The sequence below is a fragment of the Mycolicibacterium gadium genome (genome assembly GCF_010728925.1).
Classification (GTDB): Bacteria; Actinomycetota; Actinomycetes; order Mycobacteriales; family Mycobacteriaceae; genus Mycobacterium; species Mycobacterium gadium.
On sequence record NZ_AP022608.1, the window covers coordinates 4869957 to 4892289 of the forward strand.

22 protein-coding genes, 1 pseudogene and 1 riboswitch are annotated in these 22333 nt (G+C 66.3%); of the genes and pseudogenes, 8 read left to right on the plus strand and 15 right to left on the minus strand.

Going from position 1 to position 22333, the window contains the following annotated elements:
- Positions 1-37: 37 nt before the first annotated feature.
- The 3 genes from G6N36_RS24015 to thiC form a co-directional block, all read right to left on the minus strand.
- A complete protein-coding gene (locus G6N36_RS24015) occupies positions 38-670 on the minus strand; it encodes an alpha/beta hydrolase family protein (RefSeq protein ID WP_163689283.1) in 633 nt (210 codons plus the stop codon).
- A complete protein-coding gene (gene thiD / locus G6N36_RS24020; RefSeq protein ID WP_163689284.1) occupies positions 667-1536 on the minus strand; it encodes a bifunctional hydroxymethylpyrimidine kinase/phosphomethylpyrimidine kinase in 870 nt (289 codons plus the stop codon). The genes G6N36_RS24015 and thiD overlap by 4 nt, the downstream gene beginning before the upstream one ends.
- Positions 1533-3119 (minus strand): phosphomethylpyrimidine synthase ThiC, encoded by a 1587-nt coding sequence (gene thiC, locus G6N36_RS24025; protein WP_163689285.1) that lies wholly within the window; start codon positions 3117-3119, stop codon positions 1533-1535. The genes thiD and thiC overlap by 4 nt, the downstream gene beginning before the upstream one ends.
- Positions 3103-3213: riboswitch (TPP riboswitch) on the minus strand. (Overlaps the previous gene by 17 nt.)
- Before the next feature lie 115 nt (positions 3214-3328).
- Here thiC and G6N36_RS24030 point away from each other — a divergent pair.
- Complete coding sequence (locus tag G6N36_RS24030; protein ID WP_163689286.1) at positions 3329-5080, plus strand: MFS transporter; 1752 nt, start codon at positions 3329-3331, stop codon at positions 5078-5080.
- On the opposite strand, the gene G6N36_RS24035 is transcribed toward G6N36_RS24030, so the two are convergent.
- From G6N36_RS24035 to G6N36_RS24050, 4 genes and pseudogenes are all read right to left on the minus strand, one after another.
- Positions 5017-5850 (minus strand): exodeoxyribonuclease III, encoded by an 834-nt coding sequence (locus G6N36_RS24035; protein ID WP_163689287.1) that lies wholly within the window; start codon positions 5848-5850, stop codon positions 5017-5019. The two genes, G6N36_RS24030 and G6N36_RS24035, sit on opposite strands and share 64 nt — an antisense overlap.
- Before the next feature lie 33 nt (positions 5851-5883).
- Positions 5884-7265 (minus strand): annotated as a pseudogene (locus G6N36_RS24040) (DUF222 domain-containing protein).
- A gap of 115 nt (positions 7266-7380) precedes the next feature.
- On the minus strand, positions 7381-8271 hold the full coding sequence (locus G6N36_RS24045; RefSeq protein WP_163689288.1) for an N-acetylglutamate synthase, CG3035 family: 891 nt from the start codon (positions 8269-8271) through the stop codon (positions 7381-7383).
- Positions 8271-8864 carry a peptide deformylase gene (locus tag G6N36_RS24050; RefSeq protein WP_083124119.1) on the minus strand — a complete coding sequence of 198 codons (594 nt, stop codon included), beginning with the start codon at positions 8862-8864 and terminating at the stop codon, positions 8271-8273. The genes G6N36_RS24045 and G6N36_RS24050 overlap by 1 nt, the downstream gene beginning before the upstream one ends.
- Positions 8865-9000: 136 nt before the next feature.
- Here G6N36_RS24050 and G6N36_RS24055 point away from each other — a divergent pair, with 136 nt between their 5' ends.
- Genes G6N36_RS24055 through G6N36_RS24075 form a run of 5 tightly spaced genes read left to right on the plus strand, consistent with a single transcriptional unit; the run spans position 9001 to position 12293 of the window.
- Positions 9001-9309, plus strand: coding sequence for a nucleoid-associated protein NapA (locus tag G6N36_RS24055; protein ID WP_083124120.1), 309 nt, complete (start codon positions 9001-9003; stop codon positions 9307-9309).
- 52 nt (positions 9310-9361) lie between these two features.
- A complete protein-coding gene (locus G6N36_RS24060) occupies positions 9362-9823 on the plus strand; it encodes a LytR C-terminal domain-containing protein (protein WP_107528854.1) in 462 nt (153 codons plus the stop codon).
- A gap of 10 nt (positions 9824-9833) precedes the next feature.
- Positions 9834-10544: a superoxide dismutase[Cu-Zn] gene (sodC, locus tag G6N36_RS24065; RefSeq protein WP_163689289.1), complete on the plus strand. Its 711-nt coding sequence runs from the start codon at positions 9834-9836 to the stop codon at positions 10542-10544.
- Positions 10525-11658: a glutamate--cysteine ligase gene (locus G6N36_RS24070; protein WP_163690862.1), complete on the plus strand. Its 1134-nt coding sequence runs from the start codon at positions 10525-10527 to the stop codon at positions 11656-11658. Before sodC ends, G6N36_RS24070 begins: the two co-directional genes overlap by 20 nt.
- A gap of 2 nt (positions 11659-11660) precedes the next feature.
- A complete protein-coding gene (locus tag G6N36_RS24075; RefSeq protein ID WP_163689290.1) occupies positions 11661-12293 on the plus strand; it encodes an LON peptidase substrate-binding domain-containing protein in 633 nt (210 codons plus the stop codon).
- Between the two features lie 7 nt (positions 12294-12300).
- Here G6N36_RS24075 and G6N36_RS24080 read toward each other — a convergent pair whose 3' ends face one another.
- The 7 genes from G6N36_RS24080 to G6N36_RS24110 are packed head-to-tail and all read right to left on the minus strand — an operon-like array spanning position 12301 to position 19148.
- A complete protein-coding gene (locus G6N36_RS24080; protein WP_163689291.1) occupies positions 12301-13056 on the minus strand; it encodes an SAM-dependent methyltransferase in 756 nt (251 codons plus the stop codon).
- The gene (mnhG, locus tag G6N36_RS24085; RefSeq protein WP_163689292.1) at positions 13043-13402 is read right to left on the minus strand and encodes a monovalent cation/H(+) antiporter subunit G; all 360 of its coding nucleotides are present in this window, start codon (positions 13400-13402) and stop codon (positions 13043-13045) included. Before mnhG ends, G6N36_RS24080 begins: the two co-directional genes overlap by 14 nt.
- Positions 13399-13686 (minus strand): monovalent cation/H+ antiporter complex subunit F, encoded by a 288-nt coding sequence (locus tag G6N36_RS24090; RefSeq protein ID WP_163689293.1) that lies wholly within the window; start codon positions 13684-13686, stop codon positions 13399-13401. The genes mnhG and G6N36_RS24090 overlap by 4 nt, the downstream gene beginning before the upstream one ends.
- A complete protein-coding gene (locus tag G6N36_RS24095) occupies positions 13683-14216 on the minus strand; it encodes a Na+/H+ antiporter subunit E (protein WP_163689294.1) in 534 nt (177 codons plus the stop codon). Before G6N36_RS24095 ends, G6N36_RS24090 begins: the two co-directional genes overlap by 4 nt.
- Positions 14213-15805, minus strand: coding sequence for a Na+/H+ antiporter subunit D (locus G6N36_RS24100; RefSeq protein WP_163689295.1), 1593 nt, complete (start codon positions 15803-15805; stop codon positions 14213-14215). The genes G6N36_RS24095 and G6N36_RS24100 overlap by 4 nt, the downstream gene beginning before the upstream one ends.
- Entirely contained in the window at positions 15802-16272 is a 471-nt protein-coding gene (locus G6N36_RS24105) for a Na(+)/H(+) antiporter subunit C (RefSeq protein WP_163689296.1), read from the minus strand. Before G6N36_RS24105 ends, G6N36_RS24100 begins: the two co-directional genes overlap by 4 nt.
- Positions 16269-19148: a Na+/H+ antiporter subunit A gene (locus G6N36_RS24110; RefSeq protein ID WP_163690863.1), complete on the minus strand. Its 2880-nt coding sequence runs from the start codon at positions 19146-19148 to the stop codon at positions 16269-16271. The genes G6N36_RS24105 and G6N36_RS24110 overlap by 4 nt, the downstream gene beginning before the upstream one ends.
- Before the next feature lie 88 nt (positions 19149-19236).
- On the opposite strand from G6N36_RS24110, the gene G6N36_RS24115 reads away from it, so the two are divergent.
- Positions 19237-20661, plus strand: coding sequence for an FAD-dependent monooxygenase (locus G6N36_RS24115; protein WP_163689297.1), 1425 nt, complete (start codon positions 19237-19239; stop codon positions 20659-20661).
- Positions 20662-20685: 24 nt separating this feature from the next.
- On the opposite strand, the gene G6N36_RS24120 is transcribed toward G6N36_RS24115, so the two are convergent.
- Complete coding sequence (locus G6N36_RS24120; protein ID WP_163689298.1) at positions 20686-21093, minus strand: DUF1707 domain-containing protein; 408 nt, start codon at positions 21091-21093, stop codon at positions 20686-20688.
- A gap of 187 nt (positions 21094-21280) precedes the next feature.
- Here G6N36_RS24120 and G6N36_RS24125 point away from each other — a divergent pair, with 187 nt between their 5' ends.
- A complete protein-coding gene (locus tag G6N36_RS24125; RefSeq protein ID WP_163689299.1) occupies positions 21281-22333 on the plus strand; it encodes a class I SAM-dependent methyltransferase in 1053 nt (350 codons plus the stop codon).

Here is a 22333-nt window from a genome sequence, read left to right on the forward strand (position 1 = left end):
CGTGACATTAGCGTCAAGCGCGGATCGATGACCACCCTTAGGACGCAGCACCCAGCAAACGTAATGCCGCGTCGACCGCCAGCGCCGGGACATTCAGCGTCTTCGAGCCGAGATCATGTCGGGCGCCGTTGATCTCGACGACCTCGGTGCTGCCGGAGATCAGCGCCGCCGCGGTGCGTAGCTCGTCGATCGACCCGAACGGGTCGGCGGTGCCGTGGGTGAAGACCGTAGGCACGGATATCCGCGGGAGATGTTCGGTGCGTGCCCGTTCCGGCTTGCCGGGGGGATGCAGCGGATACGAAAACAGGGTAAGCGCATCGACTTTCGCGGCGTCGTCGGCGACGACCATCGATGTCATCCGGCCGCCGTACGAGTGCCCGCCCGCGACGACCGGTCCTTCGGTGAGGGTGCGGGCCAGCTCGACGGCCTCGACGATTCCGGCCTGGTCGGTCGCAGCTGAGTTCGACGGCGGCCCCTTCGGACGTCTCCGCCGATACGGCAGGTTGAAACGTACCGCCAGCCAGCCGCGTGTGGCCCACTCATCGCAGATCTTCTGCAGCAGTGGGGAATCCCGACTACCGCCGGCGCCGTGGGTCAGCATCACTGTGCCAACGGGGACGACTTGGCCCGGCGGTTCGTGGGCGATGCCCGCGATATCCTCGAGGTTCACCGGTGGAGCCTGAAGAGCGCGGACACCGGTCCGTGGCCGTGGCCCAGCGGGTACGCCGCGCGCAGACATTCGGTGACCCAACGCTTTCCGAACGCCACCGCATCCGGCACGGTGTAGCCGTGGGCCAGCGCGCTCGCAATGGCTGCGGCCAACGTGTCACCGGCCCCGTGGTCGTGTCCGGTGTCGATGCGGGCGGTGTCGAACTCGAAGAAGTCGGTTCCGTCGAACAGCAGATCAGGGCTCTGCGACGACGCCCTCAGGTGTCCACCCTTCACCAACACCCACTGCGGTCCGAGCGCGTGCAGGGCATGCGCGGCCGCCCGCTGGGACGCGTCATCGACGACGTCGACGTCGACGAGCAGGCGCACCTCGTCGAGGTTGGGTGTCACCAGCGTGGCCAGCGGGAACAGCTGGCCCTTGAGGGAGTCCAGGGCGCTGGGATGAAGCAGCGGATCGCCATGCATCGACGCGCACACCGGGTCGACGACGAACGGGACGGTGCCGGCCAGGCCCTGTCCGCGCCAGGTGTCAGCGACGGTGTCGATGATCGCCGAGGACGCCAGCATGCCGGTCTTGGCGGCCTGAACACCGATGTCGGACGCCACGGCTTCGATCTGGCCGGCGATGACATCCAGTGGGATTTCGTGAAACCCTTTGACCCCCAGAGAATTCTGCACGGTCACCGCGGTCACGGCGACGAGTCCGTGCATGCCGAGCATCGCGAACGTCCGCATATCGGCCTGGATGCCCGCACCGCCGCCGGAGTCGGACCCGGCGATCGTCATGACCCGAAGTGGGGTCTGGCCCGGCGGCGTGAGCGGAAGCCCGATCGTCTGTTCTTCGCGCAAGCGCTCATCACCCCTCATGCAAGTGGAAGATAGACCTGGTTGCCGTGTTCGGCGAACTCCTTGGACTTTTCGGCCATGGCATCGCGGATGTCCTGGGTGATGCGCATAGAGCAGAATTTCGGACCGCACATCGAACAGAAGTGCGCCGTTTTCGCCGGTTTAGCGGGAAGGGTCTCGTCGTGAAACTCGCGGGCCGTGTCCGGATCCAGCGAGAGAGCGAACTGGTCGTGCCATCGGAACTCGAACCGAGCACGCGACAGCGCGTCGTCCCTTTCCTGCGCACGGGGGTGTCCCTTGGCCAGATCCGCGGCGTGCGCTGCGATCTTGTAGGCGATCACGCCGTCCTTGACGTCCTTGCGGTCCGGTAGTCCCAGGTGCTCCTTCGGCGTCACGTAGCAGAGCATCGCGGTGCCCGCCTGGGCGATCATCGCGGCGCCGATCGCCGACGTGATGTGGTCATAGGCCGGAGCGATGTCGGTCGTCAGCGGGCCGAGCGTGTAGAACGGAGCTTCGTCGCAGAGCTCTTCTTCGAGTCGCACGTTCTCGACGATCTTGTGCATCGGGACGTGACCCGGACCCTCGATCATCACCTGCACACCATGGGATTTCGCGATCTTGGTCAGTTCCCCGAGCGTGCGCAGTTCGGCGAACTGGGCGGCGTCGTTCGCGTCGGCGATCGAGCCTGGCCGTAATCCGTCGCCGAGTGAGAACGTGACGTCGTAGCGCTGCAGGATCTCGCACAGTTCGGCGAAGTGCGTGTAGAGGAACGACTCCTGATGGTGGGCAAGACACCAGGCGGCCATGATGGAGCCACCTCGGCTGACGATTCCCGTCACGCGGTTGGCGGTCAGCGGCACGTAACGCAGCAGGACGCCTGCGTGCACGGTCATGTAGTCCACACCCTGCTCGCACTGTTCGATCACGGTGTCGCGGTAGCACTCCCACGTCAGCGCCACCGGATCGCCATTGACCTTCTCCAGCGCTTGGTAGATCGGCACCGTGCCGACGGGGACCGGCGAATTGCGCAGGATCCATTCCCGCGTCAGGTGGATGTCGCGACCGGTGGACAGGTCCATGATCGTGTCGGCGCCCCACCGGGTGGCCCACACCATCTTGTCGACCTCGTCGGCGATCGAGCTGCTGACGGCCGAATTGCCGATGTTCGCATTGACTTTCACCGCGAATGCCTTGCCGATGATCATCGGTTCGGCCTCGGGATGGTTGTGGTTGGCGGGGATCACTGCACGCCCCTGTGCAACTTCGGCACGAACCAACTCGGGTGCCAGGCCCTCGCGGGCGGCGATGAACGCCATCTCGGCGGTGACCTCGCCGGCGCGGGCCCGTTGCAGCTGGGTGCCGCGGTCTGACACCACACCGGGGCGCGGCGGCAGTCCACGGTGCAGGTCGAGCGCCGCGTCGGCGTCGGTGTATGGGCCCGAGGTGTCATACAGGTCGAAGTGCTCGCCGTTTGTCAGGTTCACGCGGCGGAACGGCACTCGCATCCCGTCGAGGTCCCGGTAGACCTTGGCGCTGCCCGCGATTGGGCCGCTGGTCACCGCTGGGATCGGGGTGGAAACGTCGGAATGCAGCACTTTCAGCATCTCCCTACGCCGGCATTACCCGGTCAGGTTCGTACGGTCGACGGGCCTACCCGTCCTCTCAGCGCACTGGGTGTGCGCTCCCGTGTGTGGACTCTTGCCACGCTAGCGCAGGCGATGCGTGCGTGGGAATAGGAATTGCTGCCCATTGCTTTATATAGCTAATATATGTGTTTTCTGCCGATAGCTGTGGATACGTAAAGCGAAGATTGATGACGACCGATTTCGAGATGACCGCGCTACGACGTCAGCGCATGGACCACGACCATCCGTTCTACAAGTGGATCGTGCTGTCCAACACCACGCTGGGCATGCTGCTTGCAGCGATCAACGCGTCGATCGTGCTCATCTCACTACCCGCTATCTTCCGCGGCATCGGATTGAACCCCTTGGCTCCCGCCAACGTCGGTTACCTGCTCTGGATGCTGATGGGTTATCTGGTGGTGACCGCGGTGCTCGTGGTGTTCTTCGGACGGTTAGGCGACATGTACGGCCGCGTCCGCATCTACAACCTCGGTTTCGCGGTCTTCACCGTCGCGGCGATTGCGTTGTCGTTCGATCCCTTTCATCTCGGCGGTGGCGCCGTGTGGCTGATCGCGTGGCGCGTGGTCCAGGGCGTCGGCGGCGCCATGCTGATGGCGTCGTCGGCGGCGATCCTCACCGATGCGTTTCCGTCCAACCAGCGCGGTATGGCACTCGGCGTGAACATGGTTGCCGCCGTTGCAGGTTCGTTCCTCGGCCTGCTCATCGGAGGGGTGCTCTCCGAGTTCCACTGGCAGGCGATCTTCTGGGTAGGCGTGCCGATCGGGTTGTTCGGTACCGTCTGGAGCTATCGCTCGCTGCGCGAGCTCGGCGTGCGAACCCCGGGCCGGCTGGACTGGGCGGGCACGTTCACCTTCGGTATCGGACTGACCGCCCTTCTCGTCGGGATCACCTATGGCATTCAGCCCTACGGAGATTCGACGACGGGGTGGACCAACCCGTGGGTCCTCGGTTCGATTCTCTTCGGGGTGTTGTTGCTCGTTGCCTTCTGCTTCATCGAGCTACGGCTCGAGCAGCCGATGGTGAATCTTCGGCTGTTCCGTTCGACATCGTTCGGTATGGGCAACCTTGCGGGCCTGATGTCGTCCGTCGGTCGCGGTGGCCTGCAGTTCATGCTCATCATCTGGCTGCAAGGGATCTGGCTTCCGTTGCACGGCTACAGCTTCGAGTCGACACCGTTGTGGGCCGGCATCTACCTGTTGCCTGCGACGTTCGGCTTCCTGGTCGCGGCTCCGCTCGCCGGAATGCTGGCGGACCGCTATGGCTCCAGGTTGTTCACGGTCGGCGGAATGGCGCTGATGGCGGTTTCGTTCATCGCCCTGGTGATGATCCCGGTCGACTTCGACTACTGGGTTTTCGCGCTGCTCGTTTTCGTCAACGGCCTCGGTGGTGGCATCTTCACCGCGCCCAATACCGCTGCCATCATGTCCAGCGTGCCCGCGGCTGAGCGTGGAGCCGCTTCGGGAGTGCGGGCCACCTTCTTCAATGCCGGGTCGTCGCTGTCGATCGGAATCTTCTTCTCGCTCATGATTATCGGACTGGCCAACACACTTCCGGGTGCGCTGAGCACAGGTCTGCAGGAGCAGGGCGTCTCGGCAAATGTGGCGCACGAGGTGGCGAATCTGCCGCCGGTCGGCAGCCTGTTCGCGGCATTCCTCGGCTACAACCCGATGGCCGAACTGCTCGAGCCCTACCACGCGCTACAGCAGCCGGGTGTGAATGCCGACGTGTTGACCGGGCAGACGTTCTTCCCGCACCTGATCATCGAGCCGTTCCATGCCGGCCTGGTTGTGGTGTTCGTGGCGGCCGCGGCGATGATGGTCGTCGGTATGGTGGCGTCGCTGTTCAACCCGGGCCGTTACGCCGACGCCGATGGCGAGGCTTCACCGGTTGAGGCCAGCTCGACAAGCACCGGCGCATGATCGCTGGGGGACTTCCCTTTTCGCTCCTCGCGGACGATCTCGGCGTGGGTCACACGCTGCGCCAACGCCGGTGATCCGAGAATGAAATCGATGCGCATACCGCGGTTCTTCGGGAACCGCAGCTGGGTGTAGTCCCAGTAGGTGTATACGGCGGGGCCGGGGGTGAAAGGCCGGACCACGTCGCTGAATTGAGCGTCGAGGATCGCGTCGAAAGCCGCTCGCTCCGGCTCGGTGACGTGGGTGCTGCCCGCGTAGGCCTCGACGCTCCACACGTCCTCATCGGTCGGCGCGATGTTCCAATCGCCCACCATGGCGATCTGTGCCGTCGGATCGTCGAGGAGCCACTTCTGTGCCGTATTGCGCAGCGCGGCGAGCCATTCCAGCTTGTAGACATAGTGCGGCGAGCCGACGAAGCGTCCGTTGGGCACGTACAAGCTCCACAGCCGCACTCCGTTGCACGTCGCGCCCAGCGCACGCGCCTCCGCCGCCGCCTCCACCTCCGGCGTGTCGCTCCACGTCGGCTGTCCGTCGAAGCCGACCTGGACGTCATCGATACCGACCCGGGATGCGATGGCGACGCCGTTCCACTGGTTGAACCCGCAGTGCACCACGTCGTAGCCGGCGGCCAGGAATGGCATGGTGGGGAACTGCTCGTCGGAGCACTTGGTCTCCTGCATCGCGAGGACGTCGACGTCGGCACGCTCCAACCAGTCCGCCACCCGATCGACACGGGCGCGGATCGAGTTGACGTTCCACGTGGCCAGGCGCATGGATCGAGCCTACGGAGGTGCCGATGCAGCGTGCTAGTTCTCCGCGCCGGGTGGGTCGGGGTCGCTGCGGAGGAGTTCCTCGGGGTGGTGGGCATGATTGACCTCAGGGGGTCGGGTTCCGTCGGTCCAGGCCAGTCGTCCGGTGTCGGTGATCGTGGTCTGCCATCGCCCCTTGCTGACTGCTGCGTGGTCGGGCCCGCAGGCGAAGAACAGCATGTCGGCGTCGGTGTCGCCGCCTGCGGCCCAGTCAACGCCGTGGTGGACCTCACTGTGATAGCCGGGTTCAGTGCAATTCGGGCGGGTGCAGCCGCCGTCGCGTGAGTAGCAGATGATGCGTTGGTCGGTGGTGGCCACGCGCTTCTGGCGGCCCAGGTAGAGGGGCGTTCACTGTGGTCCTCGAACACCGCCAGGTAGTGGATCCCGTCGGTGGCCATCCGGATCAGGTCCCGCATCGGCAGGGCGGTGTCCCCTCCGGTGTGCGCCGGCGAGGGCATCGGGATGTCGGGATCGTGCACGGCATGGGCGGCCTGGTTGAGTTCGGCCAGTGTGGTGCGGGCGATGACCGTGACGGCATGGCCGCGATGGGAACCCATCTCGCCGGAGGCGATGCCCAGCTTCAGTCCGAGTTTGATGCCGTCGTGACACCGCTGTGCGGCGCTGCGGTCATCGCGATTCTCGACCGGGGTGCCGTCGGGCAGATGCCGGCCAGGACGCACCGCGGCAGTGGCGGCTTCGACATAGCAGCGGGTTTCGGGGTCGATCCACCCCGACAGCCGTGACATCCCGTCGGGGCCCTGCGGACCCAGCACCATGGCGCGCCGACGCTGCCGGTCGGCCTCATCGAAATCGCCGTCCGGGTTGAAGATCTCATCGATGCGACGACCGGCGGCCCTGACGATCTGCGCGTCGTTCTTGACCGCCTCGCGGACCAGGCTGCGTTCGACCTCCACGCGGTCAGCTGCCGACACACACGACGGCAACCGGTCCATGGCCTTCCTGATCACCCGCAGGTGGTCCTCGCCGATGACGCCGGACTCGACGGCCGCGGCCAGCAGCGGCAGGTGCGGCGGCAGCGCGGGTCCGGCGAGTTGGCGGCGCGGGGAAATTCGAGCGGCCAGCTTCATGCGTCGCTTGATCTCGTCAACGGGGATCCGCAGCCGCGCCCACAGACTGTCGACCACACCACCCACCAAGCCGACTTCATCGGGCGGATCGGCGATCTGCCCGAACACCCGATACATCAACCCCCGGTTGGTGCGTTCCTGAGTTTCGAGGCGTTCGGCCATCTCCACCCGAAACGCGTTGCCCACCTCGTCAGAGGACAGCTCGCGCATCTGGGTATAGGCATCGTCGACCTGATCCAGCAGCACGCGAAACCGCTCACGTGCCGCCACTCCGGTGACGAATTCGCCCATACCACAACGCTAACGACACCCACCGCCACAACCACCCGCGCCGAACCCCACAACCCCCAACCTGTGGATCAACCTGCGATTGGGAATAACTCCAGCCAAATGTCGGTGCGGCGTGCTAGCCCTTGTCGATTCGCCAATAGCGCGAGCGGTGGTGCAGCGTGAACCGTAGTGACTCGAAAAGCGCTATCGCGGAGACATTATCGTCGAGAACCTGGGTGTACGCGCGGGTGGCGCCATGGTCCGCACCCCAGGCGAGCAGCGCGCTACACAGGGCCCGCGCGTGGCCGTGCCTGCGTTGATCCGGCGCCACCTGCAATGCCGACAAGCCCAGCCAGCGAGTACCGTCGGGCGCCTCGGTCACCGCCGCCCGCGCCACCGCTGCACCGGCAACCGTCGCGAAGATCACCGAGCCGCCGATCACCGCGGTAAGGACGTCGATGGGTACGTCGCGGCCGTAGATGCGCATCCACTCGTCATCCGGTTGTGGCGCCAGCCCTACCGCGCCAGGGCCTTCGCCCGGCTCGATATCGCAGACCATAACGAGGTTCGCGGCCTCGGTTGACGCCTGCGGCGGTACACGAAAAAGTCGGTCCGGCACGCTCACCAACGGCGCCATAGATCGCGCCGCATACCAATCGGCGATCGCCCCCAGGTCGGGCGACACTGAAAGCTTTAGTGGGACAGCTGAATTGGCGCGCCTCGTGCTGCCGTTCCCGTAGCGGCAGAACCATCCGTCCACCCACTGCTGTTCGACGCCGGGCCAGGCCAGCGCGGCTGCGTGCTCGAGGTTGCGAATGTCGACCGTGCGTACCGGCGCGCCGGCCAGCGCCCTGATCGCGATCACGTCGTCGACCGCCACGGCCACGACGTCTCCGCGCTTCGTGCGCACGTGCAGCGCCGGCCCCGTCTGCACCAGGTGACCGATCACGTCCGTCAGCGGTGGCACCGACCCGGCGGGCAGACGGTGACGAATCATCACCCGCGTACCTACCGGGGGGATCTGCATCAGTGACCGAAGGGGTCGGGATCCTTGCCGGGCGTCCACGTCAGCCCTGGCACGCCCCAGCCGTGCGACTTCACCGAGCGTTTGGCGCTGCGCGCGTGCCTGCCGACCAGGCGGTCCAGATACAGGAAACCGTCGAGGTGGCCCGTCTCGTGCTGCAGCATCCGCGCGAACAGACCGGTGCCCTCGAGCGTGATCGGCGTGCCGTCGGCGTCCAGGCCCGTCACCCGCGCCCAGTCCGCGCGCCCGGTCGGAAACGATTCGCCGGGCACCGACAGGCAGCCCTCGTCGTCGTTGTCCGGGTCCGGCATCGTCTCCGGAACCTCGGACGTCTCGAGTACGGGATTGACGACCACACCTTTGCGCCGCGTGACCCTGCCGCGTTCATCGGCGCAGTCGTAGACGAACACGCGCTTGGCCACGCCGATCTGATTCGCGGCGAGCCCGACACCGTTGGCTGCCGCCATCGTGTCGTACAGATCGGCGATCAGGTCCGCGAGATCGGCAGGCAGCGAACCGTCCTCACCGACGGGTATGGGCTCGGTCGCGGTGTGCAGGACGGGATCTCCTACGATGCGTATCGGTACAACGGCCACGCGGAACAGCTTAAGTCGGCAATCCTTATCGCCCGACTCGCGGGCATGTCGGACGCCTCAGGCTGCAAACCCGTGGTTGAATGAGCGCCGAACCACAGCGATGTCATTTCGAATGTTGGAAGGGTCCAGGAGCGAGATGGACGGCGCAATCGCGCGGACTGAGCAATCCGGAAACGACCCTGCGCTGGCCGATGGGCTGACCCGGCGCGAACACGACATCCTGGCGTTCGAACGTCAGTGGTGGAAATACGCGGGTTCCAAGGAAGACGCGATCAAAGAACTTTTCTCCATGTCGGCCACCCGCTACTACCAGGTGCTCAACGCGCTGGTAGACCGCCCCGAGGCGCTCGCAGCGGATCCGATGCTGGTCAAGCGGCTGCGAAGGTTGCGTGCGAGCCGGCAGAAGGCTCGGGCGGCGCGCCGGCTGGGCTTCGACGTCACCTGAGGGCGTAAGGGCATTCTTCGACCCGCTTGTCCGGCTGGATACAGTGAACGCAATGAATCAGCAGAACTCCTCTGGCCTACCCCTGCGTGCCATGGTGATGGTGCTGCTGTTCCTCGGCGTCGTATTTCTCCTGGTGGGATTCCAGGCGATGGGTTCAGGGGACGACGACGGCGAACAGTCGCCCATCGCGACTAGCACGCCGACCGTCACCACCGCCAGTCCGACAGAGTCCCCCGAACCGGCCAAGCCCGAGGTGCGGGTGTTCAACATCTCGACGGTGCAGGGCGCTGCGGAGGGCACCGCCAACCGGTTGCGTGAAGGCGGCTGGACCGTCGCAGAGACCGGCAACCTCGAGCTGCCCGACGTGACAACCAACACCGTGTATTTCACCGACGCCCCAGGGGAGCGGGAGGCCGCCGAGGAAGTCGGCAGGTTGTTGGATGCGCCGGTCGAACCGCGACTGCCTGAGTTGGCCGAGCAGCCGCCGGGCGTGCTCGTGGTGGTGACCGGCTAGGCTCTTGCACATGCTCAAGAACGTCGCCGTTGCAGCAGGCTTCGCAATTCCCGCCCTCGTGTTGAGCGCATGCAGCGCCCCCGAACAACCCGCGACCTCGCCGGGCACCACGCCGTCGGTGTGGACCGGTTCGCCGGCACCGTCTGCGGCGCCCGGTGAGCAGGGCGGTGGCCACGGAGGGGGCGCGGGTGAGGCCGCCAGCGGCGAGACGCTGACGACCGAACTGAAACTCCCGAACGGGACGACGGTCGCCACGGCCGAGATCGCTTTCTCGGGCAACTATGCGACCGTCACGGTCGAGACCACTGAGGCCGGTGAACTCGCGCCCGGCTTCCACGGACTGCACATCCACTCGGTCGGCAAGTGCGAGGCCAACTCGGTCGCACCCACCGGCGGTGCCCCCGGCGACTTCAATTCGGCCGGTGGACATTTGCAGGTGCCCGGCCACAGCGGCCATCCCGCCAGCGGTGACCTGACGTCGCTGCAGGTTCGCGAGGACGGCTCGGCGATGTTGGTGACGACCACCGACGCGTTCACCGCGGAGGACCTCACGGGTGAGGCCAAGACCGCGATCATCATTCACGAGAAGGCCGACAACTTCGCCAACATCCCGCCGGAGCGCTACCAGCAGGTCAACGGGGCGCCTCCGCCGGACGAGACCACCCTGGCAACCGGCGATGCCGGAAAGCGCGTGGCCTGCGGTGTCATCGGCGCCAGCTAACCGACACATAGATTTCGTCGCCTCACCCCGGCCGACGCTGGGAGTGGAGTGGGAGTTCGCACTCGTCGACGCCGAAACCCGGGACGTGAGCAACGTCGCGACCGAGGTGATCGAGGAGCTCGGGGAGAACAACCCTCGGGTCCACAAAGAACTGCTGCGCAACACCGTCGAGGTCGTTACCGGTGTCTGCGATTCCGTCCCCGAGGCGATGGACGACCTCCGGTCGACGCTACGGACCGCACGCAAGATCGTCCGCGATCGCAACATGGAGTTGTTCTGCGCGGGTACGCATCCGTTCGCCCAATGGACCTCGGAGAGCCTGACCGATGCGCCCCGCTACGCGGAGCTGATCAAGCGCACGCAATGGTGGGGTCGGCAGATGCTGATCTGGGGCGTCCATGTGCACGTGGGCATCTCGTCGGCGCACAAGGTGATGGCGATCAACACCTCGCTGCTCAACCACTACCCGCATCTGCTGGCGCTGTCCGCATCGTCGCCGTTCTGGGATGGTGAGGACACCGGCTACGCCTCCAACCGCGCGATGATGTTCCAGCAGTTGCCGACGGCCGGGCTGCCATTCCACTTCCAGACGTGGCGGGAGTGGGAAGGCTTCGTTCACGATCAGAAGAAGACCGGCATCATCGACCACATGAACGAGATCCGTTGGGACATTCGGCCGTCGCCGCACATCGGAACGGTGGAGGTGCGGGTGTTCGACGGCGTCTCCAACATCCGTGAGTTGAGCGCGCTGGTGGCATTGACTCACTGTCTTGTCGTCGACCTCGACCATCGTCTGGACGCGGGCGAACGGCTGCCCACGATGCCGCCGTGGCACGTACAGGAAAACAAGTGGCGCGCAGCCCGTTACGGCCTGGACGCGGTGATCATCCTCGACGAAGACAGCAACGAGCGGCTGGTGACCGACGATCTCGACGACCTGCTGAATCGACTCGAGCCGGTCGCGGCCTCGTTGAACTGCGCCGACGAACTCCGGCTGGTCTCCGACATCTGCACCTCGGGCGGGTCTTATCAACGGCAACGGCGGGTCGCCGAGGAGCATGACGGCGACCTGCGTGCGGTGGTCGACGCGCTCGTCGCCGAACTGGACATCTGAGGATGCTCGTCACGCCCATGTTCCCGCTGCAGGTGGCGATGCTGCCCGGCGAGGAACTGCCGTTGCGGATTTTTGAACCTCGTTACGCAGCACTGGTTTCGGACTGCCTGACGACGGATGATCCGGCGTTCGGCGTCGTGTTGATCTCGGCGGGCCGAGAGGTAGGCGGCGGTGACATGCGCAGCGACGTCGGTGCCATGGCACGCATCACGGAGGCCGCCGACCTCGGCGACGGCCGCTATCGCTTGCGCTGTGTGATGGCCGAGCGGATCCGGGTGGTCGAGTGGCAACCCGACAACCCGTATCCGCGCGCGGCGGTGGAGGAGTGGCCCGACGAACCGGGTGAGGCCGTCGACGTGGACGCGATCAGGGACATCGAGGACCGCATGGTCGCGCTGTTCGAGCGGATCGCCCAGGCGCGTGGAGCACAGGTGGTGGCGCGGGACATCGTCGCCGGCGCGGACGCGTCCGGGGATGCCGCAATGTGGATGTACGCGTTGGCATCCCGTCTACCCATGGGACAGGCCGACCGCTACGCCGTGCTGGCCGCGCCCACTGCCGCCGCGCGGGTAGCCGCGCTCAGCGAAGCCGTGGACACCGTTACCGCCATGGTCGAATTCCAGCTCTCCGAGTAGGTTTCGGCTAGCCCCGCACGCCCTCGACGAACGTGGTTCGGGGTGTGATGTCCTCGGTGGGCGGGCGGCGGTAACGCAGCATCAGCGCGTCGGCTTCCTCCGACGACACCCGCCAGCCGTGATCCATCAGCCAGTCGGCGACGTCGGCGCGGTCCTCGACGCCGATCCGGCTGCCCGGCGCGCTGAGTTCGTGAATGCGCTCGAACAACAGGTCCTGACCTTCGGCGGGCAGGTCGGGCAGCAGGCCCTCGGCAATCCACGCCGTCGGTTCCTGCGGGTCGAAACCCGCGTCGCGCAGGGCTTTCGGCCAGTCCTGGCGCAAATCGATCGGCACGGGGACGTAGCGCGCGGCCGGGCGATCGTCAATCAGCGTCTCGGCCTTGAAGGCGAGCACCTTCGGCTGATCGATCTCGAAGACGACGCTGTCGTCCGCCCACGGCAGCCGCCATGCCCTGGCATCGAGCCCGGCCGCGAGGATGACGGCCTGCACGACGCCGTGCGCATTGGCGGCGATGAAGAAGTCGTCGAACCACTTGGTGCGCGAGGCGGCGTAGTTCGAGATCGCCCGGATCCGTTCGACCATGTGCGACGGCGGCAGCTGCCAGCCGCGAGCCATCGCGGCATCGACGAGGCGCTGGGCATACGAGTCGGTGAACAGCGGACAACTGGTGGAGGCTTCCTGCGCCCGGGCCCATGCCACACCGAGCGCGGTGGCGCCGACACTGTCGGTGATGTCCCAGCTGTCGTCGTCAGTTCTTGCCATTGCCACCATTCTCGGGTTCGGCGAACTCGTACAGCTCGTCCTTGGTCAGCAGGTCGTCGCGAACGTTCTGTTCCCGGTAGGCCAGCTGGCCAACCCGGTTGGCCACCACCGGTGCGGTGATCACGGTGAACAAGCCGGTGAGGACGAGCATGCCGACGTCGATGTTGCCGCTCAACCGGATCGCAGCGCCGGAGAGCACCAACAGCAGTCCGAGCACCTGCGGTTTGGACGCCGCGTGCATGCGAGTCAACGTGTCCGGGAAGCGGACGACACCCATGGCCGCGGTCAGGGCCAGCGCGGAGCCGCCGAGGATGAGCACCGCGACCGCGATGTCGACCACGTTCATCGTTCTCCCCTTGTGATGCCCGAGTTGTCGATGTCCGGCACCCGGAATCTGGCGACGCTCACCGAGCCGACGAAGGTGATCAACGCCAACGCTGCCATGCCGTACGTCACCGTCGTGTCGAGGCTGAACGCAGCCCAGGTGCCGATGCCGCACATCGTCACGGCGACAAGGGTGTCCAGCGCCACCAGCCGATCGAGTGTGCTCGGGCCTGCGAGCAACCGGATCATCGTGACGCCTGCCGCGGCCGTCAGCATCACCGCTGCGGCGATCCAGACGTAATTCATGTGCTCTCCTTGCTCGGTGCAGGCCGCCAGTCGTTTTCGCGCTCGAATGCCCGCACCAGCAGCCGCTCGACCTTGCTGACCTGGCGATAGAACCGGGCCAGCGACCGCTCGTTGCCGACGTCGATCACGTGCATGTAGAGCATGCGCCTGCTCTGGTCGATCTCCAGCACGATCGAACCCGGAATCAAGTTGAAGATGTTGACGGCCAACGCAAGCACGAGATCGGACTTCACCGCGAGGTGGGCACGCAGGACCGCCGACAGCGGCGGCGGCCCGGGCCTGATGGCCAGGAACGCGATCTGCAGCGACGACAGCACCAGGTAGTAGCCGACGGTGAGGATCAGCCGCACAAGGGACAGCGGGTGCACCCTGCCCTCGACGGGCACCGCGGGCAGCGGCAGCAGCAGCGTGATGACCAGCGCGACGAGCAGGCCCGAGAGGACATTGGCCGCAGAGAACGTGCCCCACAACAGAATCCACACCAGGATCAGCCAGCACACCACCCAGACGCGGAGCAGGACGTTTCTCATTTGCCCAACACCGCCGAGATGTACTGGCCGGGGTCGAGGACCTCTTCGGCGGCCCGCTCGCAATAGGCAAAGAACGGCCCGGCGAGCAGTGTCATCGACAACCCGACCGCGATCAGCGCACCTGTCGGCACCAGCATGCCCACCGGCATCCTTCCGACATCGTCGCGGTTGATGAACTCGACGTCCTCGGAGTCGTCGAGCAGTGCGGCGGGCGCGGCCGCCGCCAGATGTCCTTCCGGTGCGTCCACCCGGGACCGCCAGAAGGCCTTTGTCCACACCCGCACGATGACGTAGAGCGTGAGCAGGCTGGTGACCACGCCGCCGCCGACGAGAATCCAGGCCAGCGCGGACCCGTTCTGCGCGCCGGCCTCCAGCAGTGCCACCTTGCCGATGAACCCCGAAAACGGCGGTATGCCACCGAGGTTCAGGGCGGGCACCACAAATACGAAAGCCAGGATCGGGCTGGCGGCAGCGAGTCCGCCGAGGCGCTGCAGTGTCGACGCACCGGCCTGGCGTTCGATCAGACCGACGACGAGGAACAGTGTCGTCTGCACCACGATGTGGTGGGCCACGTAATAGATCGCTCCGGCCATGCCGAGTTCGCTCGACAGCGCGATACCGAACACCATGTAGCCGATGTGGCTGACCAACGTGAACGACAACAACCGCTTGATGTCGCTCTGCGCGATCGCGCCGAGGATACCGACGATCATGGTCAGCAGCGCCGCCACGAGCAGCATTGGATCGAGCCCGCCGCCGGGAAACAGCAGCGAATGTGCGCGGATGATCGCGTACACACCGACTTTCGTCAGCAGACCGGCGAACACCGCCGTGACGGGTGCGGGTGCGGTCGGGTAGGAGTCCGGCAGCCACGCCGACAGCGGAAAGACGGCCGCCTTGATCCCGAACGCCACGAGCAGGACCGCGAACAGCGCGGTGCGGGTGCCCGACGGTACGTGTTCGAGTCGCACGGCCAACTCGGCCAGGTTCAGCGTTCCGGTGGTGGCGTAGATGAGCGCGATGCCGAACAGGAACACCAGCGACGAGACCATCGACACCATCACGTACGAGATGCCTGCGCGAACACGGTCCTTGCTAGCTCCGATCGTCAACAGCACGAAGCTCGCGGCGAGCAGCACTTCGAACCCGACGAACAGGTTGAACAGGTCGCCGGCCAGAAACGCGGTGCACACGCCCGCCGACAGCACGAGGTAGGTGGGCAGGAAGATCGACACCGGCTGGCGTTCGTCGCCGTCGCGGATGCCCTGTCCGATGGCGTAGAACACGACGGCAAGCAGCACAATCGCCGACACCAGCAGCATCAGCGCCGACAACCGGTCGACGACGAGGGTGATGCCGAGCGGTCCCAGCCCGGCTTCCGTCGGTCCCCAGCCGCCGACCTGCAACGCGAGGGTGCCGTCGCGGTCAGCGAGGTACAGCAGGACCGCGCATACGACCACGACGACCGACAGTGCGCCGAGCGCGATGAGCCGCTGCAGTCGCGGTTTGCGGCCGGCGAACAGCGACGCGGCGGCGCCGAGAGTCGGGATCAGTACGGGCAGCGGTGTCAGCACCGCGGAGAGGCTCATCGCGAACCCTCATGTCCGGGAAGGGCATCCAACTCGTCGGGCGCGTCGGTGTCGCGGGCCCGATCGGGTTGGGGACGGTCCTCGTCGATGGCCACCGCGTCTTTGGCGGCGATCTCCGAGACCTTGGCGTCTTCGGGATCGTCACCGACTTCCTCGTCGGTGGTCAGCCGGTACGTCCGGTACGTCATCGCCAGCACGAACGCGGCGATGCCCATGGTGATGACGATCGCCGTGAGGATCATGCCTTGCGCCAAGGGATCCGCGGTGTTGGTCTGGCCCTCGCTGGTGCGTCCGCGGATCGGGGGGTTCCCGGAGGGGCCACCGACGGTCAGGATCAGCAGGTTGATGGCGTTGCTGATCAGCAGCAGCCCCAGCAACATTCGCGTCAGGTTCCGTTCGAGCAACAGATAGACCCCAGTGCTGGTCAGTCCACCGATCATGATGAGTGGCACGAGATAGGTGGTCATGGCGTCTTCACCACCTCACGCTGCTTGCCCATCTCGACGTCGATGCGGGCGCCGAGGCTGCGCAGCACATCGAGCACGAGTCCGACGACGATCAGGTAGACGCCGGCATCGAAGAACAATGCCGTGACGAACTTGACCGTTCCGAGCACCGGCACGTCGACCTCTATCAGGGCTGAGGAGAGCACCGGCGCGCCCAGCAGCAGCGAGGCGGTTGCGGTGCCCGCGGACAGCAGCAGCCCGGCGCCTAGGATCTTGCCCGCATCCAGTGGCAGCGTCTCGCCCAGCTCGTAGCGGCCGCCCGCGAGATAGCGCAGCACCAGGGCGAGGCCGGCGGTCAGTCCACCCGCGAAACCGCCACCGGGCGTGTTGTGCCCGGCGAAGAAGAAGTACGCCGACAGCACCATGATGAGGGGGAAGATGATGCGCGTCGCCACCTCCAGCACGAGTGATCGGTGTCTGGGGTCGCGAAGCTCGCTGCCGCGTAGCCACGTGACGTCGCCGACCGCCGGGCTGTGCGTCGTCACCGGCAGCCATCCGATGTCGGGCTGCCCGGCGTCGGCAACCCGCGGCGCGGCGCCGAAACGCTGATGCCGGAACACCATCGACGCCACACCGGTGGCGGCGACCAACAGCACCATGATCTCGGCCATCGTGTCCCACGCCCGGATGTCGACGAGCAACACGTTGACGGTGTTGGCGCCGTGACCGCGGAAATATGCCGCATCGGGCAGTAATTCGGCGATCGGTGTGCCCGTGCGGGCGGCCATCGCGTAGACCGCCAGGGTGGTGACCGTCCCGCCGACCGCGATCGCGAGCGCCGCCCGGGCCCACCGGAACCGGTTGATGTGAGTGCGGTCGGCCTCGGCGGGCAGCGCGCGCAGCACCAGCACGAAGATGACCAGCATCAGCGTCTCGACCAGGAATTGCGTCAACGCCAGATCGGGCGCGCCGTGGAACGCGAAGATGGCGCCGCATCCATAGCCGGTCACCCCGACCAGCAGGACCGCCGCCAAGCGGTTACGCATGACTGTCGCCCCGAGTGCGGCCGCGAGCACGATGACCCCCACCACGATCTGAACGGGTGAGCCTCTGAACGCGAGGTCCGGGCGATCGCGCGCGCCCAGCGCCAGCACGACGATGGGCACGAGTACCAGGGTGGACAGGATCACCGACTGTGTCGCCGGGATCGAACCGCGCTGGGTGACCGCGGTGAGCCGGATCGACAGGATGTCCAAGCCGCGGACGAACGCGTCGTAGATCTTGTCGGCGTTGCCCAGGGGCTCCCGCACGGTACGGATGCGGCGCAGCCGGGACCGGCCGAAGAACACCGCGGCGCCGACCCCGAGGACGAGCACGGACAACAGCAGCGGCACGCCGAGCCCGTGCCACAGCGCGAGGTCGTAGTCCGCGCCGCCGGGCACCGTGTCCGCGTAACTGTCCAACACGGAGTCCAGCTCCGTCGGCCACACCCCGAACAGCAGTCCAGCCGCGGCCAGCAGTGCGGGCGGAATCATGAAAGTGATTTCAGGACTGTGCATTTCGGAAACGCGGGTGCTGGGCTCCGGTCGACCCTTACGACCGAACGCGCCGAACAGGAAGCGCAGGCTGTAGATGGTGGTGAACACTGAGCCAAGGACGATGCCCGCAAGGACGAACGGTGCGGCCGAGCCGAGCACCGGACTGTGCAGCACGGTTTCGAAGTCGGCCTCCTTGGCCACGAAGCCGAGGAACGGTGGCAGGGCCGCCATGCTCGCGGTGGCGGCGACCGCGATGATGAGCAGTCCTCTGCTGCGGTCGCCCAGCCAGGCGAGTCTGCGGATGTCGCGGGTGCCCGTGGCGTGGTCGATGACCCCGACGACCATGAACAGCGACGCCTTGAACATTGCGTGTGCGCACAGCATCGCCAACCCGGCCAGCATCATGTCGCTGCCGCCGGAACCCACCATGACGGTGATCAGGCCGAGCTGGCTGACCGTGCCGAACGCGAGGATGAGCTTGAGGTCGTACTCCCGCACCGCCCGCCAGCCGGCCAACAGCATCGTGAGGATGCCGAGAGTGAGGACGATGGGACGCCACGGCGGGGAATCCGCGAAGCCCGGTGTCATGCGGGCCAGTAGGTAGACGCCGGCCTTGACCATGGCCGCTGCGTGCAGATACGCGCTGACCGGGGTCGGGGCGGCCATCGCACCCGGTAGCCAGAAGTGCATGGGGACGATCGCCGATTTGGACAGCGCGCCGATCAGGATGAGCACGACGGCAACCGAAGCCGCGACGCCCGTCGGTGGCGAGGCGACCAACTCCGAGAGCAGATAGGTGCCTGCCAGGTTCCCGAGCACGATGATGCCGACGAGCATCGCGAGCCCGCCGAACGTCGTCACCAGCAACGCCTGCGTGGCGGCGCGGCGGCTGGTGGCGCGCTCGGCGTAGTGGCCGACGAGCAGAAACGACAACACCGTGGTCAGTTCCCAGAACACGTAGAGCAGCAGCATGTTGTCGCTGGTCACCAGGCCGAACATGGCGCCGGAGAACGCGACCAGCTCGGCCGCGAAGCTGGGCAGCCGCTTCTCGGTGTGCCCGTCGTGGTGCTCGAAGTAATCGGCGCAATAAAAGAGCACCAGGGCGCCGATCGCCAGCACGAGCACGCTCATGATCGCCGCCAGCGAATCGAACCGCAGCGCGATGTTCATCGACAGCTCGGGCACCCACGGCACGTCGACCGTCGCGGCTTCACCGGGCGCGGGCCAGTTGGTCACGACCCAGATCAGCGAACCCAGCGGCACCAGCGACAGCGGGTAGAAGGCCATCCGTCCCCAGCGGTGCACGAGTAGGGGTGCCAGCGCAGTAGCGACCGCGTGGGCGATGAGGATGGCGAGCAAAGGCACTCCGGATAGCGGGGTGTCAGCCGGGTTAGGGCTCGGGCTTAACGGCCAGTCTACGTGGGCCGATGCAGCTACCATCCGGCTGATGGACACCGTGGATGTGGTGGTGGTCGGGGCCGGACCCACCGGTCTGATGCTGGCCTGCGAACTCGCCCTCGCGGGCGTGGCCGTCCGGGTTCTCGAGGAACGTGCCTCGGCACCGAACATCACCAGGGCCTTCGCCGTGCACGCTCGTACGCTGGAACTGCTCGACGCGCGCGGGATGGCCGAGGCTCTGGTGCCACGCGGGGTGCAGGTCTTCGAGCTCGCTCCGCCCGGCGGTACGACGGTCGACCTACGGGAGCTGCCCGGCAGGTACGCGATGCTGTTGATCGTCCCGCAGAGCGGCACCGAAGAGGTGCTCGAGACCCGCGTCGGCGAACTCGGTGTTCCCGTCGTGCGCGGGGCCGAAGTGGTCGGGCTGACCCAGGACGACGGTGGTGTCACAGTCGCGTGTGCCGACGGGGTGACGATCCGCGCGAAGTACGTGGTCGGCTGCGACGGTGCCCACAGCACCGTCCGCGGCCAGGTCGGCATCGACTTCGCGGGCAAGCAATACGAGACGCACATCCTGCTGGCCGACGTTGCGTTGACGCGCGCACCCTCCGACACCCTGACCGGGGTGACCAACGAGCGTGGTGTCGTGCTGATGATCCCGTTCGGCGATGGCTGGTTCCGCGCCATCGCATGGGATCGGTTGCGCGAACAGGCGCCGCTGACCGAATCGGTGACGCTGGACGAGATCCGCGATTCGTTCGTCCGCATCGCCGGTGAGGACTACGGCATGACCGAGATGAGGTGGAGTTCGCGGTTCCTGTCCGAACGGAGACAGGCGCGGCATTACCGGTCGGGCCGGGTGTTCATCGCAGGTGACGCCGCGCATGTGCATTCGCCGCTCGGCGGCCAGGGCATGAACACCGGCATCGGGGACGCGATGAACCTGGGCTGGAAGCTGGCGGCCGCGGTCAGTGGATCGGCGCCGACGTGGTTGTTGGATACGTATGAAGCCGAGCGGCATCCGGTCGGCGCGGCGGTGCTTCGCACCACCGACGCCTTCAACCAGGTGGTGCTCGGACGCTCGAAAGTGCAACGCATCGCACGCACTATCGTCATCGGAACGCTGACCCGGGTGCCCAAGACCAGGCGACTGATGCGCGAGTTCCTCAGCGGTATCGGAATCGCCTACCCGCGCAAGCGCGGCGACCACCGGTTGGTGGGCCGCCGGATGCCCGACGTCGACTGCGGCGGCGAGCGTGTCTACGAACTGTTGCGCGCGGGGAAGTTCGTGTTGATCACGGCGACGCCGGTGAACATCGGCTCCTCAGACATCGTGCACGTCGTCGGCAGGCATCCAGAGCTTCCCTCCGCCGTTCTGGTGCGGCCCGACAGCTACGTGGCCTGGGCCGACGAGCAGGTGCCGAGTGCCGCGGAACTTGTTGCAGCGGTGGATAACTGGACGACTCAGACGTAACGCGACGTTGTTGGCCCCGACGCGCTAGGCGAACCGGATCGGCACCGCGTGTCCGATGACGCCGATACCGGCGCCGAGGATCGGCCACACCGGCCAGAAGTACCAGGCGCCCGCTGTGAGACCGACTGCCAGCCACACCGTCAGCACGATGACGACCATCGCGACGTAGGCCGCGAAGTGGATCTGCACGCCGCGCCAGGCCGCTCTGCGGCGCGCCTGCCTACGCGCCGGGTCGTGGCGCCGGATGCGGTCCAGCGGCAGGTCTGCGACGAGTTCGTGCAGTTCGGCGGTGGTGTGAGCGGCGAATGTGGCCTGCAGGCGCGTCTCGTACTCGTCCAGTGCGAAATAACCCTGCGCGAGGGCTTGGCCCAGCAGGTTGGAAGTCTGTTCACGCTCGCGATCGCCGGCTCGAACGGTCAATGGCGCGGTCATCGTGGCCTCCCGAAGCTCATCTTGACAGTGTCTAGTTCTGGCCTCGACTATGCCCTCCGAACTAGCCACTGTCAAGATCTATTTGCCTGGGCACAGACGTCCGGATGGGAGAGGTGAATGTCCGACGCGGGCCGCTCATCGCGCCCACTATGGACACCTCACTTCCGATCAGTGAAAGAAGGCGGCCATGGCTGTCGACGAAGCGAAGTTGAACGAATTTCTCGGCAAGGCGGTGGGCGACCTCGGGGCCGCGATGAGTGCGACGCTGATTCTCGTCGGCGATCGACTCGGGCTGTATCGCGAGCTGGCGAAAGGCGCCGTGACGTCGTCCCAGCTGGCGGAACGCACCGGAACCGACGAGCGCTACATCCGAGAATGGCTCGGGAATCAGGGCGCAGGCGGATATGTGGAGTACGACCCCGCATCCGACGAGTGGTCGCTGAGTCCAGAGCAGGCGCTGTGCCTGACCGACCCGAACGGGCCGGTCGACATGCCCGGCGCGTACAACATCGTCGAGGCGACCTTCCACGCCCTCGAGCACACGCTCGAGAACTTCAGGTCTGGCCGCGGTATGGAGTGGGGAGATCATCACCCCTGCCTGTTCGAGGGAACGGAGCGCTTTTTTCGCGCGGGCTACAACTCGAACCTGATCGGCTCGTGGCTGCCGGCGCTCGACGGCGTCGTCGGAAAACTCGAGAGCGGGGCCAAGGTCGCCGATGTCGGATGCGGCCACGGTGCCAGCACCATCCTGATGGCGAAGTCCTTCCCCGAAACGGAGTTCGTCGGCTACGACTATCACGCCGAGTCGATCACGGTCGCCGCCGAAAAGGCCGCTGCCGCAGGCGTTACGAACGCGCGCTTCGAAGTCGCCGATGCCGTCGGCTACCAGGACAAGGGCTTCGATCTCATCGCGTTCTTCGACTGCCTCCACGACATGGCCGATCCGGTCGGCGTGTCGCGCCACGCGCGCGAGGCGATCAACGACGACGGCACCGTGATGCTCGTCGAGCCGTTCGCGAATGACCGGGTGGCCGACAATCTGAATCCGGTGGGTCGCGTCATGTACGGCGCGTCCACCCAGATCTGCGTGCCGGTTTCCCTGGCACGCAAAGGTCCGGCGCTGGGTGCCCAGGCAGGTGAAGCGCGGCTACGCGAAGTCGTGGTCGACGGTGGCGGGTTCACCCGTTTCCGCCGGGCGATCGAGACTCCGTTCAACCTCGTGCTCGAGGCCCGGCCGTAG